Origin of the sequence: Ectopseudomonas oleovorans, assembly GCF_029845265.1 — a bacterium.
In the GTDB taxonomy this organism is placed as follows: Bacteria; Pseudomonadota; Gammaproteobacteria; order Pseudomonadales; family Pseudomonadaceae; genus Aquipseudomonas; species Aquipseudomonas oleovorans.
This window is the reverse complement of record NZ_JAOCLK010000017.1, coordinates 36552-52518: the sequence shown is the minus strand read 5'-3', so window position 1 is coordinate 52518 and position 15967 is coordinate 36552. Positions and strand designations below refer to the sequence as shown.

12 protein-coding genes are annotated in these 15967 nt (G+C 62.0%); 8 read left to right on the top strand and 4 right to left on the bottom strand.

Annotated features, from left to right (window positions below; genetic code table 11):
* Position 1: 1 nt before the first annotated feature.
* Together N5J71_RS11075 and N5J71_RS11070 are read right to left on the bottom strand one after the other, a co-directional pair.
* Positions 2–1861 (bottom strand): extracellular solute-binding protein, encoded by a 1860-nt coding sequence (locus N5J71_RS11075; protein WP_206408253.1) that lies wholly within the window; start codon positions 1859–1861, stop codon positions 2–4.
* The gene (locus N5J71_RS11070) at positions 1858–3687 is read right to left on the bottom strand and encodes an extracellular solute-binding protein (protein ID WP_039964729.1); all 1830 of its coding nucleotides are present in this window, start codon (positions 3685–3687) and stop codon (positions 1858–1860) included. The genes N5J71_RS11075 and N5J71_RS11070 overlap by 4 nt, the downstream gene beginning before the upstream one ends.
* A 147-nt stretch (positions 3688–3834) precedes the next feature.
* Between N5J71_RS11070 and N5J71_RS11065 the strand changes: the two genes are divergently transcribed.
* A complete protein-coding gene (locus N5J71_RS11065) occupies positions 3835–5277 on the top strand; it encodes an HDOD domain-containing protein (RefSeq protein WP_108232742.1) in 1443 nt (480 codons plus the stop codon).
* Here N5J71_RS11065 and N5J71_RS11060 read toward each other — a convergent pair whose 3' ends face one another.
* Complete coding sequence (locus N5J71_RS11060) at positions 5278–6852, bottom strand: lytic transglycosylase domain-containing protein (RefSeq protein ID WP_279916852.1); 1575 nt, start codon at positions 6850–6852, stop codon at positions 5278–5280.
* A gap of 121 nt (positions 6853–6973) precedes the next feature.
* Entirely contained in the window at positions 6974–7747 is a 774-nt protein-coding gene (gloB, locus tag N5J71_RS11055) for a hydroxyacylglutathione hydrolase (RefSeq protein WP_003461422.1), read from the bottom strand.
* 72 nt (positions 7748–7819) lie between these two features.
* Here gloB and N5J71_RS11050 point away from each other — a divergent pair, with 72 nt between their 5' ends.
* The 7 genes from N5J71_RS11050 (at position 7820) to nudC (ending at position 15944) form a co-directional block, all read left to right on the top strand.
* Complete coding sequence (locus tag N5J71_RS11050; RefSeq protein ID WP_055984938.1) at positions 7820–8578, top strand: class I SAM-dependent methyltransferase; 759 nt, start codon at positions 7820–7822, stop codon at positions 8576–8578.
* Positions 8579–8619: 41 nt separating this feature from the next.
* Positions 8620–9072, top strand: a complete 453-nt coding sequence (rnhA, locus tag N5J71_RS11045) for a ribonuclease HI (RefSeq protein WP_003461424.1) — start codon at positions 8620–8622, stop codon at positions 9070–9072.
* Between the two features lie 196 nt (positions 9073–9268).
* On the top strand, positions 9269–10027 hold the full coding sequence (gene dnaQ, locus N5J71_RS11040; RefSeq protein WP_104730206.1) for a DNA polymerase III subunit epsilon: 759 nt from the start codon (positions 9269–9271) through the stop codon (positions 10025–10027).
* A gap of 121 nt (positions 10028–10148) precedes the next feature.
* Positions 10149–12392, top strand: a complete 2244-nt coding sequence (locus N5J71_RS11035) for an Orn/Lys/Arg family decarboxylase (protein WP_279916851.1) — start codon at positions 10149–10151, stop codon at positions 12390–12392.
* Between the two features lie 201 nt (positions 12393–12593).
* Entirely contained in the window at positions 12594–13406 is an 813-nt protein-coding gene (locus N5J71_RS11030) for a crotonase/enoyl-CoA hydratase family protein (RefSeq protein WP_074856032.1), read from the top strand.
* A gap of 37 nt (positions 13407–13443) precedes the next feature.
* Positions 13444–15123, top strand: a complete 1680-nt coding sequence (locus N5J71_RS11025) for a FimL-related protein (protein WP_074856034.1) — start codon at positions 13444–13446, stop codon at positions 15121–15123.
* Positions 15123–15944: an NAD(+) diphosphatase gene (gene nudC / locus N5J71_RS11020; RefSeq protein WP_074856036.1), complete on the top strand. Its 822-nt coding sequence runs from the start codon at positions 15123–15125 to the stop codon at positions 15942–15944. Before N5J71_RS11025 ends, nudC begins: the two co-directional genes overlap by 1 nt.
* The last annotated feature ends 23 nt before the right edge of the window (positions 15945–15967 follow it).

Sequence of the window (15967 nt, the reverse complement as noted above, 5' to 3'; positions counted from 1 at the left end):
GTTATTGCTTCGCCTCTTCGGTCGCTTGTTCGGCGGCTTGCTGCTGAGCTTCGCTCGGCTGCTCCAGGCCTGGGCGCATCCACCAGGTGTGCAGGCCGATATCGTAGAGTGGCGTCACCTTTGGGTGCTCGAAACGGTTCCAGTAGGCGACACGCCAGGTCTTGATGTGCCAATTGGGGATCACGTAATAGCCCCACAGCAGCACGCGATCGAGGGCACGGGTATGGGCGATCAGGTTCTGCCGCGAGTCGGCGTTGATCAGACCTTCGACGATCTGATCGATGGCCGGGTCCTTGAGGCCGATGAAATTGCGGCTACCGGGATTGTCGGCGCTGGAGGAGTGCCAGTATTCGCGTTGCTCGTTGCCCGGCGAGTTGGACTGGCCGAAGCCGCCGACGATCATGTCGAAGTCACGCGAGCGCAGGCGGTTGATGTACTGCGAAACGTCGACGCGGCGAATCACCAGATCCATGCCAAGGTCAGCCAGATTGCGCTTGAATGGCAGCAGCACACGCTCGAATTCGGTTTGTGCGAGAAGGAACTCGAAGCTGACCGGCTGACCGTTGGCATCGAGCATGCGATCACCTTCGATGCGCCAGCCGGCCTGTTGCAGCAGTTGGTAGGCGCGGCGCTGTTGCTCGCGAATGATGCCGCTGCCGTCGGTGACCGGTACACGGAATTCCTCGCTGAACACCTCGGCCGGAATCTTGCCGCGCAGCGGTTCTAGAATCGCCAGTTCGTCTTCACCGGGTAGCCCCTGCGAGCCCAGTTCGGAATTGTCGAAATAGCTGCGAGTGCGGGAATAGGCGCCGTAGAACAGGCGTTTGTTGGCCCATTCGAAGTCGTACAGCAGGCCCAGCGCCTCACGTACGCGGCGATCCTGGAACTGCGGACGGCGGGTGTTGAAGATGAAACCCTGCATGCCGGTGGGGTTGCGGTTCTGGATTTCTTCCTTGATCAGCTGGCCGTTGGCTACCGCCGGGGTGTTGTAGGCCGTGGCCCAGTTCTTCGCGCTGGTTTCCAGCCAGTAGTCGAACTGGCCGGCCTTCAGCGCCTCCAGGGCCACGGTATTGTCGCGGTAGTAGTCGATCTGGATAGTGTCGAAATTATAGAAACCGCGGCTCACGGGCAGATCCTTGGCCCACCAGTCGTCGACACGCTCATAGCGGATGCTGCGGCCGGCCTGGACGCGGCCGACCTTGTACGGGCCGCTGCCCAGCGGTACCTCGAGATTGCCCTTGGCGAAGTCGCGCTCGGCCCACCAGTGCTTGGGTAGCACCGGCAACTGGCCGACGATCAGCGGCAGTTCGCGGTTGCCGGCGTGCTTGAACACGAAGCGCACGCTGTGCGGTGATTCCACTTCCACCTGCTCGACGTCGGCGTAGTAGCCGCGGTACATCGGCGCGCCTTTTTCCATCAGCGTATCGAAGGTGAACTTGACGTCTTCGGCGGTGATCGGCGTGCCGTCATGAAAGCGGGCTTCCTTGCGTAACAGGAAACGCACCCAGGCATTGTCGGGGGCTTTCTCGATCGTTTCCGCGACCAGGCCATAGGCGCTGAACGGCTCGTCCAGGCTCTGCACAGTGAGGGTGGCGTAGATCAGGCCGATGTTGTCGGCGGCGACCCCCTTGCTGATAAAGGGGTTGAGGCTATCGAAGCTACCGAAACCGGCTTCACGAAAGGTACCGCCTTTGGGGGCGTCGGGGTTGGTGTATTCGAAGTGGGTGAAGTCGGCGGGGTACTTGGGCGCCTCGTCATACAGGGTGACGGCATGCTTGGGGGTGGCGAAGGCGAGGCCGGCCAGACCGAGCAGGATGAGGCTGCTACCGTGGAGCAGGAAACTGCGCAGCGGGTGGGTCATCGAGCGTTCTCCGTAGGCTTCAGCCACCAGGTGCGCAGGCCCAGTGTGTAGGGCGGCGTGGTGACGAAGGCGAACCGATTGCGGTACGCCAGGCGGTGATAATTGATGTACCAGTTGGGAATGCTGTAGTGCTGCCAGAGCAGGACTCGGTCCAAGGCCCGCGTGGCGGCTACCTGTTCGTCTCGAGTCTGCGCCGAGAGCAGCTTGTCGATCATCTCGTCGACCACCGGATCGTTGACGCCGGCATAGTTCTTGCCGCCCTTGATGTTCACCTGGCTGGAATGGAAGTACAGCGATTGTTCCAGCCCCGGGCTGAGGGTTTGCGGCAGGGTCAGCAGGATCATGTCGTAGTCGAACTGGTCAAGGCGCTGCTTGTACTGGGCGCGATCGACAGTGCGCAGGTTGGCGCGTATGCCGATACTGGCGAGGTTGGCAGTATAGGGCTGGAGAATGCGTTCGAGGCTGGGGTTGACCAGCATGATCTCGAACTCGAGGCGTTGACCGCGAGCATTACGCAGCTCCTGGCCGGAGGGTTTCCAGCCGGCATCGGTCAATAGACCGAGGGCGCGGCGCAAGGTTTCCCGAGGGATGCCGCGACCGTCAGTTACCGGTTGTGTCGGTGGCTCGGTGAGCAGGCGTGCGGGTAGCTTGTCGCGATGCGGCGAGAGCAACAGCCACTCCGCGCCTTCGGGCTTGCCAGTGGCCGAGAATTCGCTGTTGGGGTAGTAGCTGGCGGCGCGCACGTAGGCGTTGTTGAACAGCGTGCGATTGGTCCACTCGAAATCGAACATCAGCCCCAGCGCCTCACGCACCCGGCGGTCGCTGAACAGATCGCGGCGCGTGTTCATGAACAGCGCCTGGGTCTGGGTCGGAATCTGGTGCGGTATCTCGGCACGAATCACCTCGCCGCGGGTAACGGCCGGAAAGCGGTAGCCGTTGCTCCAGTTCTTTGCCTGGTTCTCTATATAGAAGTCGAATTCGCCGGCCTTGAAGGCTTCGAAGGCGACATGGTTGTCGCGGTAGAACTCCACCTCGACGCGGTCGAAGTTGTATTTGCCGCGATTGACCGGCAGATCCTTGCCCCACCAGTCCTTCACCCGCTCGAATACCAGGCGCCGGCCAGGTACCACCTGGACGATGCGGTAGGGACCGCTGCCCAGCGGCGCCTCGAAGGTGGTGCTCTTGAAGTCGCGATCTTTCCAGTAGTGCTGCGGCAGGACCGGCAGTTCACCCAGGCGCAGGATCAACAGTGGGTTACCGGTGCGCTTGAAGACGAAACGGATGCGGTGGCGGCCGAGAATATCGACGCGTTTCACTTCCTGCAGGTTGGTGCGGTACTGCGGGTGGCCGTCATTGCGCAGCAGGCGATAGGAGAAGGCCACGTCGTAGGCCGTGATCGGCTTGCCATCGTGAAAACGCGCTTCCGGACGCAGGTTGAAGACCACCCAACTGCGGTCCTCGCTGTACTCGACGCTTCTGGCGATCAGGCCATAGCTGGAGGCAGGCTCATCCCCCGAGGGGTCGTAAGCGCCAGTGCCGACCATCAAGGGTTCGTTCAGCTCATTGGCGCCGTACTGCAGGAAATGTGCGGTCGAGATCGGGCTGCTGCCCTTGAACGTGTAGGGGTTGAGCGTATCGAAAGTACCCGACGCCATGATGCGCAACGTGCCGCCTTTGGGCGCATCGGGGTTGACCCAGTCAAAATGACTGAAGCTGGCAGGATACTTGAGTGTCCCGAACTGGGCGTAGCCGTGGCTCTCGCTGATAGTCGCAGAGGCGGGAAAGCTCAAGGCCAGGCTTAGGAACAGCAGTAGGAGGGGACGCATCGGGGGTGAGATCCGATCCATGGCGGCGTTTGGGCTTCTGGGTCGGTACAGTAACAGCTTGTATGGGCAGGAAAAAGAGTGCAGCGGTGGGCGCTCGCTTACGACGCTATGGCATACACTTCAGGGACACACCATGAGGGTACGAATTTGTCGGAACGAAGCCATGGTTTGCAGTCATGGATCGATCGCCTGAACCAAGCCGAACTGCCCGCGCTGGCTGCAGTGGTGCAGGATCTGCAGCGCCTTGCGCAGCAGGATTCTGCTTCAGTACAGCAGTTGGCCGATGTGTTGCTGCGTGATGCGGCGCTGACCAGCAAGGTGCTGCGGGTCGGCAACAGCGTCTACTACAACCCGTCCCAGGAAACCATAAAGACCATTTCGCGGGCCATCGTACTGATCGGCTTCGACAATGTACGCCTGATCAGTCTTTCGGTGAGCCTGATAGACGGGCTGCTTACCCGCGCGCCGCGTGAGCAGTTGCAGATGTTACTCGCGCGTTCTTTCCATGCCGCGGTGCAGGCGCGCAACCTGGCTGGCTATGTCATTTCCAGGCACAGCGAAGAAGTGTTCATCGCTGCGCTGCTCCATCATCTGGGCGAGCTGGCGTTCTGGGGCTGTGGTGGGGCGCAGGCTGACGAACTGGCCGATGCCCTTGAGCGCCCCGGTGTCGATGTCGATGAGGCAGTGCGTGAGATGCTCGGTGCCAGCTTTCGTCAACTTACCCAGGCGTTGCTGAAAAGCTGGAACCTCGGCGAAACCGCCATCCTCGCCCAGGCGGGCGCCAGCCAGCATGATCCGGCCGCCTACGCCGTACAGTTGGGCGTGCGCATCAGCGAGGCGGCGCTGGATGGTTGGGATTGTGCAGAAATGGAGGGCGTGCTGGGCAAGGTGGCAGCGTTTATCGAGCTGACACCGGAGGAAACCCTGCAGCAGGTGCTGGCCAGTGCTGATGAGGCGGTCAAGGTTGCCTCGACCTTCGGTGCCAGCAAGTTGTGCCGGCTGATTCCCAATACCGATCTCGAGCAGATTCGCCAGCAGCAGGAGGCGCGTCGTGCGTGTTTGCTGCAGCCGGATCTGTTGGTGATGCAGCAGGCATTGCAGGATCTTGGCCTGATGGTCAATGCCAGGGCCGATGTCGGGCTGGTGCTCGACACCTTGCTCAAAGGCCTGCATCGGGGCGTTGGCCTGGAGCGGGTGATGCTCGCGGTGCTGGCCGATGGGCAAAGCCGCTTCCGCGCCAAACGGGTGATCGGTGAAAAGTCTCAGCAATGGCTGGAGGACTTCGTGCTGCCTGCCGAGCAGGTGGAGCAGCCGCATATCTTCAGTTATGCGCTGCGCCATCGCGAGGCGATCTGGATGGGCGTGCCCGCCAGCTACAACCTGGCCGAGCTGGTGACCCAGCCGATTCGGCGCAGTCTTGGCGCCGGCATGTTCTTCATTGCACCGATCATCGCGGGTACCCGGGAAATCGGCGTGCTGTATGCCGACAGCAGGCTGTCCGGGCGGGCGCTGCGACACGAGCAATTCGTGGCGTTTCAGCGTTTCACGCAACTGGCGAGGCGTTGCCTGGAGGCGATCAGCAAGCGCTGATCACGGCAGATAGAGGGTCAGCTTTTCCCCTGGTTGCAGCTTGCTGCTGCGTGGATTCCAGGCCTGCAGGCGCTTGAGGTCTATATTGAAGCGCTTGGCGATCACATACAGTGAGTCGCCATGCTTTACGCGGTAGTAGGTAGCCTTGTCTCGTGAGGTGGCGGTGCTGCGATTGGCGCTGGCGGCGCGCGCGCCGCTGTCGGCGGCTGCCAGTGTGAGCACCTGGCCGACTTTCAACGCATTGCCTTGCAGCTTGTTCCAGCGCTTCAGGTCGTGCACCGCGACCTGGTTGGCGCGAGCGATCTGCCACAGGTTGTCGCCGTTCTTTACCTGATAGATCCGCGTGCTCGCGCTCTGCGCGACGCTGCGCTGCTGATACAGCGGTTCGCTCGGTTGAGCACCGGGCTTGGCGGGAATGGTCAGCACATGGCCAATGCTCAGGTTGTTGCCACTCAGACGATTGACGTCCTTGAGCATGTTGACCGACAGGTGGTGACGGTTGGCGATGGCGTGCAGGCTGTCGCCGGAGCGTACGGTATAGCTTTGCCAGTCGACCATTTCCTGCGGTTTCATCAGGGCCAGGTTGGCGCTGAGCATTTCTGCCTTATCGGTCGGCACCAGCAGGTGTTGCGGGCCGTCGAGGGTAATCCCGCGCTTGTAGGCGGGGTTGAGCTGCAGCAGCTCCTGTTCATCCAGGTCGGCCAGTTTGGCGACGCGCGACAGATCCATGTGCTGCTTGATTGCGATCTGTTCGAAGTAGGGTTCGTTGGCGATTGGCGAAAGGCTCACGCTGTAGGCTTCGGGCGTCAGGATCACCTGTGACAGCGCCAGTAGCTTGGGCACGTAGTCCTCGGTTTCCTTGGGCAGCGACAGGTTCCAGTAGTCGCTGGGCAGGCCGAGCTTTTCGTTGCGCTCGATGGCGCGGCTGATGCGACCTTCGCCAGCATTGTAGGCGGCCAGGGCGAGCAGCCAGTCGCCGTTGAACATTTCATGCAGGCGGCTGAGATAATTGAGCGCTGCCTCGGTCGATGCAGTGACGTCGCGGCGGCCGTCGTACCAGTTGGTCTGGCGCAGGTTGTAATGGCGGCCGGTCGAGGGAATGAACTGCCAGAGGCCGACCGCATGTGCCGAGGAGTAGGCCAGTGGATCGTAAGCACTTTCGATCACCGGCAGCAGCGCCAGCTCCATCGGCATGTCGCGCTCGGCAAGGCGCTCGACAATGTAGTGGATATAAGGCGCGCTGCGTTCGCTGACGGTATTGACGTGTTTTGGATTGCTGGCGTACCACAGGCGCACGCGTTCGATGCGCGGGTTGATGCCGATTTCATCCTGCAGCTTGAAGCCGTCGCGTACGCGTTCCCAGATATCGGCGTATTCACGCGGCTTGACCTGATTGTTGAGCCACTCCGGCTCGCGCTCCAGGCCCACGGCTCGAGAGGTATCAGCCGAACGGTCCGGAGTATCGCTGGGCAGGCTCTGACAGCCGGCCAGGATCATGCTGCACATCACCGCGAGCGCTCGGGAGTTTCGCGCTAACGCCTTTATATTCAATGGTTTGCGTGATGATAAAGGCATTGGGTGAGGTGTATGTCCCGGCGAAAAGGTCGGGCGATTCTAGGAATCGGGCCGGGGGTGGTCAAGTTTTCACCAGTCTTAATCTGGTCTTTTGCGGGCCTGTCGACCTTTTTCTCAGCGACTAAAACCTGTCTTTCCAGGCACGCAGACTAGCGAATACGGCGCTTGGCTCGCTTGACTGCCGGTCGTCGCGTCCGTTGGTCGCAGCGACGACCGCAGGCTCGCCAACACGCAGGAAAGGATTGGTAGCCAGTTCCAATTCGATGTTCGACGGCAGGCTGATGCGGCCCTCATCGCGCCAGCGGGCCACTTCGGCCAGGCGCGCACTGACGTCCGGATTGTGCGGCTCGACGGCGTGGGCGAAGCGCAGGTTGCTCAGGGTGTATTCGTGGGTGCAGTAGACCCGTGTTGCACCGGGGAGCGCTGCCAGGCGGCTCAGCGACTGGTGCATCTGTTGCGGCGTACCTTCGAAGAGGCGGCCACAGCCACCTGCGAACAGGGTGTCGCCACAGAACAACAGGTTCTGTTCGGCGTGGTAGTAGGCGATATGACCGAGGGTATGTCCAGGTACGGCCATGACCTCGAAGCGCAGGTCGAGTACGTCGATTGCGTCGTTATCCTTGAGGTCGATGTCACGGGCTGGAATCTTTTCCGCCGCCGGGCCGGCGACACGGGCGCCGGTAGCCGTCTTCAGTTGCTCGACACCGCCAACGTGATCGAAGTGATGGTGAGTGATCAGGATATCGCTGAGTGTCCAGTCAGGATGGGCCTCGAGCCAGGCCATGACCGGCGCCGCGTCACCGGGGTCGACCACGGCGCAGCGCTTGCTGCGGGCCTCCTGCAGCAGCCAGATATAGTTGTCATTGAAGGCGGGCAACGCGTCGATCTGAATCATTGCGGGTCGCTAAGCTGGTGATAAAGGTGCATCTTAGACAAGACATGCAGAACCTGTCATGCGGAGGCAGCGATGACTGATCAGGCATTCGCTCAGGCCGACCCTGAGTGGCTCAAACTCATCGGCGAGGCGCGCGACTGGCTTGCCGGCCCGCTCGGGCAACTGTTGCTGGAGCAGGAGCGGCGCTTGCTGGAAGAGGAGCTGGCGCGCTTTTTCGGGGGCTATCTGGTGAGCTACGGCCCCGGCGCCGAAGGCCCGCCCAAAGCGGGGCAGATCCAGTACAACGTGCGCCTTGGTGCGCCGATGCCTGGCGTGCAGATCGTCTGTGAGGAGCAATCCTGGCCCTTGGGGGAGCACGCCACCGATGTGGTGGTGCTGCAGCATGGTCTGGATTTCAGCCTGTCGCCTCATGGCCTGTTGCGCGAGGCGGCGCGCAGCGTCAGGCCCGGCGGGCATCTGTTGATTCTGGGTATTCACCCCTGGAGTACCTGGGGCGTGCGGCGCCTGTTTGCCCAGGATGGTTTGGCCAAGGCGCGTTGCATCGCCCCGAGCCGCGTCGGTGACTGGCTGAGCCTGCTGGGTTTTGCGTTGGAGAAACGCCGCTTCGGGTGCTATCGTCCGCCGCTCGCTTCGCTGGCCTGGCAAATGCGCCTGCGACGAATGGAGAGTTGGGGCGATGCCTGGCAGTTGCCGGGTGCCGGCTTCTACCTGTTGGTGGCGCGCAAACTGGTGGTCGGCTTGCGCCCCTTGCGGCAGTCGCGCCGTGAGTCAATGGGCAAGTTGCTGCCGATGCCGGTGGCCAAGATCAGTCGGCGAGACGTCGACAACTAAAGGCCATGCCCGGGCCCGTCAAATCTGTACAGAGCTTATGAATGTCCGAAACCGATGAAGTGGTGATTTACACCGATGGCGCCTGCAAGGGCAATCCTGGTCCCGGAGGTTGGGGTGCGCTGCTGGTCTATAAAGGCGCAGAAAAGGAATTGTGGGGCGGTGACCCGAATACCACCAACAATCGCATGGAGCTGATGGCGGCGATCGCCGGCCTGATCGCATTGACCCGGCCCTGTTCGGTCAAGCTGGTGACCGACTCGCAGTACGTGATGAAGGGTATTCAGGAATGGCTGCCGAACTGGAAGAAGCGCGGCTGGAAGACGGCTTCGAAAGAGCCGGTGAAAAATGCCGACCTCTGGCAGAAGCTGGACGAGGAGGTGAATCGTCATCAGGTGAGCTGGCAGTGGGTGCGTGGCCATACCGGCCACCCCGGCAACGAACGAGCGGACCAGTTGGCCAATCGTGGGGTCGACGAGGTGCGTTCGGCGCGTTAGCAGGCTGTTGAGTTGCCATTGCTGCGTTAAAAACAGGCTCAAAATGCTCATTTACAGCTCGTAAACTCCGCTTTTTCGCCTGTTTTCGCCTTGCACTGGCTGCCTCGCCAACGTTTTTCAACGGCCTGCTAGGCCACTTGAGTTAATATGCCGCGCTTGAATGTGCGACAACCCGAATAGATTGGAGAAGCAAGGCGTGACAACCGAGAATACCGTCAAGCGCTATGTAGTGCTGGATACCGAAACCACGGGTATGCCGGTCACTGACGGGCACCGCATCATCGAGATCGGTTGTGTCGAGTTGTTGGGGCGTCGCCTGACCGGGCGTCATTTCCATGTCTATCTCAACCCTGATCGCGAGATCGACGAAGGCGCCATCGCGGTTCACGGCATCACCAACGAATACGTGGCCGACAAGCCGCGCTTCCGGGAAGTCGCCGATGAATTCTACGAGTTCATCAAGGGCGCCCAACTGATCATTCACAACGCGGCGTTCGACGTTGGCTTCATCAACAACGAGTTCGCCCTGTTGGGGCAGAGCGAACGCGCCGACGTGAGCGATTACTGCTCGGTGCTCGATACCCTGATGATGGCGCGCGAGCGTCATCCGGGCCAGCGCAACAGCCTCGATGCGTTGTGCAAACGTTACGGCGTCGACAACTCCAACCGCGAACTGCACGGCGCCTTGCTCGACTCGGAGATCCTCGCCGACGTCTACCTGGCGATGACTGGCGGGCAGACCAATCTGTCCCTGGCCGGTGAAGGTTCCGACGGCGACGGCAGCGGGCGCCAGCAGCCCACACCGATCCGCCGTCTGGACGCCTCGCGTCCGCGCACGCGCGTCATCCGTGCCAGCGAAGAGGAGCTGGCAGCCCATCTCGCGCGCCTGGCCGTGATCGAGAAATCTGCGGGTGGCCCGTCGCTGTGGGCGCAGTTGGAAAAAGCGCCGGAATAACCGAACAGCGCAATTGCGACCTTTTCTTATAGCGTGATGCACAGGGGGTTCCGCCGATCAGAGCGAGCCTCTAACCTGAGGCGATGGGCAGGCCCAGCCTGCCAGCCTTCAGGACGTCACAATGTATAAAGATCTAAAATTCCCCGTCCTTATCGTGCATCGCGACATCAAGGCCGACACCGTGGCCGGTGATCGCGTGCGCGCCATCGCTCAGGAACTCACCCAGGACGGTTTCAGCATCCTGCCCACGGCCAGCGCTGCCGAGGGGCGCATCGTCGCCTCCACCCATCACGGTCTGGCCTGCATCCTGGTGGCGGCCGAGGGCGCTGGCGAGAACAGCCGCCTGCTGCAGGACATGGTCGAGCTGATTCGTGTGGCGCGGGTGCGGGCGCCGCAATTGCCGATCTTCGCCCTGGGCGAGCAGGTCACTATCGAGAATGCGCCGGCCGAAGCCATGGCCGATCTCAATCACCTGCGGGGCATCCTCTATCTCTACGAAGACACCGTGTCCTTCCTGGCCCGTCAGGTGGCGCGGGCGGCGCACAATTACCTCGACGGTCTGCTGCCGCCGTTCTTCAAGGCGCTGGTGCAGCACACCGCGCAATCCAACTATTCCTGGCACACGCCAGGTCACGGCGGGGGCGTGGCCTATCGCAAGAGCCCGGTGGGCCAGGCCTTCCACCAGTTCTTCGGTGAGAACACCCTGCGTTCCGACCTGTCCGTGTCGGTGCCGGAGCTTGGGTCGCTGCTCGATCACACCGGACCGTTGGCCGAGGCCGAGGCGCGTGCGGCACGCAACTTTGGCGCCGATCACACTTTTTTCGTGATCAACGGCACCTCGACGGCGAACAAGATCGTCTGGCATTCGATGGTCGGCCGCGATGACCTGGTGCTGGTGGATCGCAACTGCCACAAATCGATCCTGCACTCGATCATCATGACCGGTGCAATTCCGCTGTACCTGTGCCCGGAGCGCAACGAGCTGGGCATCATCGGGCCGATTCCGCTCTCCGAGTTCAGCAAAGAGTCGATCCAGGCCAAGATCGACGCCAGCCCGCTGGCACGCGGCAGGGCGCCCAAGGTCAAGCTGGCGGTGGTGACCAACTCCACCTACGACGGGCTCTGCTACAACGCCGAGATGGTCAAGCAGGCGCTTGGAGACTCGGTGGAAGTGCTGCACTTCGACGAGGCCTGGTACGCCTACGCCGCTTTTCACGAGTTCTACGCTGGCCGCTATGGCATGGGCACCCAGTACGACGAGCATTCACCGCTGGTGTTCAGCACCCATTCCACGCACAAGCTGCTGGCAGCCTTCAGCCAGGCCTCGATGATTCACGTGCAGGATGGCGGGCAGCGCCAGCTGGATCGCGACCGCTTCAACGAAGCCTTCATGATGCACATCTCCACCTCGCCGCAGTACGGCATCATCGCCTCGCTGGATGTGGCCTCAGCGATGATGGAGGGCCCGGCCGGGCGTTCGCTGATTCAGGAAACCTTCGACGAGGCGCTGAGCTTCCGCCGTGCCCTGGCCAATGTGCGGCGTAACCTGAGCGCCGAGGACTGGTGGTTCAGCATCTGGCAGCCGGGTGCAGCCGATGGCGCCGACAGCCTTGCCACGGCCGACTGGGTGCTGCAGCCGGACGCCGACTGGCATGGCTTTGGCGAAGTGGCCGATGACTATGTGCTGCTCGATCCGATCAAGGTCACCCTGGTGATGCCGGGGCTCAGCGCCGCCGGCAAGCTGGAGCCGCAGGGGATTCCTGCTGCGGTGGTCAGCAAGTTCCTCTGGGAGCGCGGCCTGGTGGTGGAGAAAACCGGCTTGTATTCCTTTCTGGTGCTGTTCTCCATGGGCATCACCAAGGGCAAGTGGAGCACGCTGCTGACCGAGTTGCTGGAGTTCAAACGCAGCTACGATGCCAACTTGCCGCTGATCGACGTGCTGCCTTCCATCGCCCACGCTGGCGCGGGCCGCTACCAGGGCATGGGGCTGCGCGATCTGTGCGATGCGCTGCATGGGTGCTACCGCGACAACGCCACGGCCAAGGCGCTGCGAAGCATGTACACGGCACTGCCAGAGATTGCGATCAAACCGGCTGATGCCTATGACCGCCTGGTGCGGGGCGAGGTCGAAGCGGTACCGATCGACCAGCTCCAGGGGCGTATCGCGGCGGTGATGCTGGTGCCTTACCCGCCCGGCATTCCGCTGATCATGCCGGGTGAGCGCTTTACCACGCAAAGTCGTTCGATTCTCGACTACCTGGCGTTCGCGCGCACCTTCGACAAGGCTTTCCCCGGCTTTGACGTCGATGTACATGGCCTGCAAACCGACGCCGGACACTACACGGTGGATTGCTTGGTGGAATAAACCACCCCGGATCTGCCGAAGCGCAAGTTCTTCGGCAGATCAAACGCTTATCTCTGATATTCAAAGCAGTTGATAACGCCCGGGCTGTGGCCTGCGTCACGCTGGCAAGCATCGACTTTTATGGCGTGCTTGTTATAGTTGCTCGGTTATTAATCACAAAATTGTTACTGTGCTGCCGAGCCGCGGCTGAGGATGCCTGCCATGTCCGACTACAAAGCCTTCCGCATCGAGCAGGTGGGCAAGATCGCTCACGTGCAGATCAACCGACCGGACAAGGTCAACGCCATGAATGCCGACTTCTGGCGCGAGATCATCGAGATCTTCCAGTGGGTCGATGACAACGATGCGGTCCGCGTGGTGGTGCTTTCCGGTGCCGGCAAGCACTTTTCCTCGGGCATCGATCTGATGTTGCTGGCCTCGGTCGGTGCGCAACTGGGCAAGGATGTCGGCCGTAACGCCACCACGCTGCGCCGCAAGATTCTCGAGCTGCAAGCCTCCTTCAACGCCGTCGACAATTGCCGCAAGCCAGTGCTGGCTGCCATTCAGGGCTATTGCATCGGCGGCGCCATCGACCTGATCAGCGCTTGCGACATGCGTTATTCCACGCTCGATGCGCAGTTCTCGATCAAGGAGATCGACATGGGCATGGCTGCCGATGTCGGCACCCTGCAGCGTCTGCCGCGCATCATCGGCGACGGCATGATGCGTGAGCTGGCCTTCACCGGGCGCAACATCGATGGCACGGAAGCTGCCCGTATCGGCCTGGTCAATCGCACCTACGAGAATCAGGAGGCGCTGCTGGCCGGGGTGATGGAGATCGCCGCACAAATCGCCGCCAAGTCGCCGATTGCCGTGCGTGGCACCAAGGAAATGATTCGCTATATGCGCGATCACCGGGTCGACGATGGCCTTGAATACATCGCCACCTGGAACGCCGCCATGCTGCAATCGGAAGACCTGCGCCTGGCCATGGCGGCGCACATGACCAAGCAGAAGCCGGAGTTCGCCGACTGATGCCGTATCCGCTGATGTTCGCTGCGAGGCCCAGAGCATGGTAAGTGGAGCCACATCCCTGAATCTGGTGCGCGACGAGCTGTTCGTCACCATGGAAGAGGCCGAGCAGAGCCTGGAGCATTTCATCGCCGAGCGGCATAACGGCAGTCTGTTGCAGCAAGCGGTGGAAAGCCTGCACCAGGTGCGCGGCACGCTCAACCTGATCGAGCTGGCCGGTGCCGAGTTGCTGGCCCAGGAAGTGCTCGATCAGGCCACCGATATCCCGGCCGGTGCCGGTGAGGAGCGCGACGCACAACTCTCGGCACTGAGCAATGCCCTGCATGTGCTGCGCCGTTATCTGGAAAACGTCGACACTCATCGGCAGGAAATGCCTGAACTGCTGCTGCCGGCGATCAACGATTTGCGTCAGGCTGGCGCGCAGCAGCCGCTGCCGGAAAGTTTCTTCTTCAGCGTGCGCCTCGATCATGCGCGGCCACATACGGCTACCCAGCCACTCGATGGCGCGGCCAAACTGAGCGAAGGCAAGCGCCTGCGTCACATGTATCAGGTAGGGCTGCTGGGCTTCATTCGTGAGCAGAATCCGCAGGCCAGCCTCAAGCTGATGATGCGTGCGATGGCGCGCCTGGACAGCCTGTTCGCCAATGAGCCGCGTGGGCGCATGTGCTGGATTGGCGCTGCCGCCATCGAAGCGCAGTGCGATGGTCAACTGCTGCCACGTAAATCGCGCAAGCAGCTGTTCTCGCGGGTCGATCGCGAACTCAAGCTGATGCTCGGCAACCCCCAGTACGAAGCACCGCGCAGCTTGCTGAAAGAGCTGCTGTATCTGGTCGCGCTGGCTGACAGCCACGGCCCGCACGCCAGCGCCATGCGCGGAGTGTTCGGTCTCACGCCGTTGCCGTTCACTGACCACCTGCTGGAAGAGGAATACCGGCGCCTGGCCGGGCCGGGCCAGGCGGTGATGCGTTCGTTGTCCACGGCGATTCGCGAAGAGCTGGCCAGCGTCAAGGACATGCTCGACCTGCTCGAGCGCGGCACCTTGCAAGGCGAAACCTTGGGCACCCTGCATGCAATGCTGGGTAAGCTGGCCAAGACCTTGGGCATGGTCGGTCTGACCTCTGCCGGCAACTCACTCGGTGCGCAGTTGCCGCTGGTCGCCGCCTGGAGCGAAGACGCGCCGCCACAGGCTGAGCAGTTGCACAAGCTGGCCGATGCCGTGCTCTATGTCGAAGGCATGGTGGCCAGCCTGGAACGTGGCGAAGGTCGCGATATCAGGCCGGCTGCCGTCGAGCCGGGCAATGAGGCCGATTCTTTCGCTACTCATCAGCTCAACGAAGCCCGTATCGTCGTGGTCGACGAGGCACAGGCCGGTCTGGCTCTGGCCAAGCGCGCGATCACCGCGTATCTGGAGTCGGCTGGCGACAAGATGCACCTGTCCAACGTGCCGTTCAGCCTGCAGGCCGTGCGTGGCGGCTTGTGGTTTCTCGAGCAGCGTCGTGCCGCGATGCTGGTCGGGGCGTGCGCCGACTACATCCAGACGCGCATGCTCGACAGCGGTCAGATGCCTTCGGAGCAGATGCTGGAAACCCTGGCTGATGCGCTGAGCAGCCTGGAGTACTACCTGGAAGCTGGCGCCGTCATGCGTCCTGAAACCCGCCCGAGCGTGCTCGACCTCGCCGAAGAGAGCGTCAAGGCGCTGGGCATGCCGGTGGCTGCCTGATGGTCTGGCGTAATACGTTCCTCGATCCGGCCCAGCCGGGTGGCTGGGCGCTGCTCTACAGCCAGCAGAACTTTCTTGCCGACAGCAATGGCGTGCTGTTTCCGCGTGACTGGATCAAGCGCCAGGATCTGCCGATCATCGGCGAGCAGGGCATTGGCCATTTCGGTGAGGACGCCGTCTATCTCCTACAGGTCAAACCGTCGGCCGCGCTGGATGGCTGCAACTGGCAGAGCCTGCGCCAGTTTATGTTGCAGGGCGAGGCGGAAACCTTCCGCATGCTCGCCTACGCCGCGCAGATCGGCACCTGGTACGCCGAGCATCGTTTCTGCGGCAGTTGCGGTACGCCGACCCGACAGCTTCCTGGCGAGCGGGCCATGCGTTGTGACAGCTGCGAATCGCAGCATTATCCGCGCCTGGCGCCGAGCATGATCGTGCTGGTGACGCGTGGCGATGAAGTCCTGCTCGCGCGCTCGCCGCGTTTCGTGACAGGGGTATACAGCGCCCTGGCAGGCTTTGTCGAACCAGGCGAGTCGGTGGAGCATTGCGTGGCACGCGAGGTGCGCGAGGAAGTCGGGCTCGAGGTGAAGAATCTGCAGTACATCGGCAGCCAGGGCTGGCCGTTTCCGCATTCGCTGATGCTTGGCTTCCATGCCGAATATGCCGGTGGCGATATCGTCATGCAGGAAGACGAAATCGAGGATGCGCGCTGGTTTCGCGTTGATGACTTGCCGCCGTTGCCGGCGTCGCGCTCCATCGCTCGCCATCTGATCGACCTCTACGTCGCGCGCCGCCTCGGTCTGCCCGAGCCGAGTCTGTCGTAGGGCGGGTGCAACCCGCCAAATCG